The organism is Streptomyces sp. NRRL F-6492 (assembly GCF_001280125.1).
In the GTDB taxonomy this organism is placed as follows: domain Bacteria; phylum Actinomycetota; class Actinomycetes; order Streptomycetales; family Streptomycetaceae; genus Streptomyces.
Window position 1 is genome coordinate 1 of record NZ_LGEG01000108.1, and the last position, 921, is coordinate 921.

Genomic DNA, 921 nt, shown 5'->3' on the forward strand with positions numbered 1-921 from the left:
AGCTCCTTGCCGGTGGTCTCCAGGAGGTGCTGCTCGTCCTGGGTCTTGTACTCCGTGTACTTCTTCAGACCGCCGTGGTACTCGTCCATCCAGTTCTTGGCGAAGGTGCCGTCCTGGATGTCGGTGAGGACCTTCTTCATCTCGGCCTTGGTCGCGTCGGTGATGATGCGCGGGCCGGTGACGTAGTCGCCCCACTCGGCGGTCTCCGAGACCGACCAGCGCATCTTCTCCAGACCGCCCTCGTACATCAGGTCCACGATCAGCTTCAGCTCGTGCAGGCACTCGAAGTAGGCGATCTCCGGCTGGTAGCCGGCCTCGACCAGGGTCTCGAAACCGGCCTTGACCAGCGCCGAGGCACCACCGCACAGGACGGCCTGCTCGCCGAACAGGTCGGTCTCGGTCTCCTCGGTGAAGGTGGTCTTGATGACGCCGGCCCGGGTGCCGCCGATGGCCTTGGCGTAGGACAGGGCCAGGGCGAAGGCGTTGCCGGTCGCGTCCTGCTCGACGGCGGCGATCGCGGGGACCCCGCGGCCCTCCTCGTACTGGCGGCGCACCAGGTGGCCCGGGCCCTTGGGGGCGACCAGGGCGACGTCGACGCCGGCCGGGGGCTTGATGAAGCCGAAGCGGACGTTGAAGCCGTGCGCGAAGAACAGCGCGTCGCCGTCGTTGAGGTTCGGGGCGATGGACTCCTCGTAGACCTGGGCCTGGATCGGGTCCGGGATCAGGATCATGATGACGTCGGCCTCGGCGGCGGCCTCGGCGGGCGTGACCACGCGCAGGCCCTGCTCCTCGGCCTTCGCCTTGGACCTGGAGCCCTCGTGCAGGCCGACGCGGACGTCGACGCCCGAGTCGCGGAGCGACAGCGCGTGGGCGTGCCCCTGGCTGCCGTAACCGATCACCGCGACCTTGCGGCCCTGGATG

At 68.8% G+C, this 921-nt stretch carries 1 protein-coding gene; it reads right to left on the minus strand.

Annotation, left to right across the window (positions count from 1 at the left end; all coding sequences use genetic code 11):
• A partial coding sequence (gene ilvC / locus ADL08_RS10435; protein WP_078968104.1) for a ketol-acid reductoisomerase occupies positions 1–920 on the minus strand: 920 nt, incomplete at its 3' end.
• Between the last annotated feature and the right edge of the window lies 1 nt (position 921).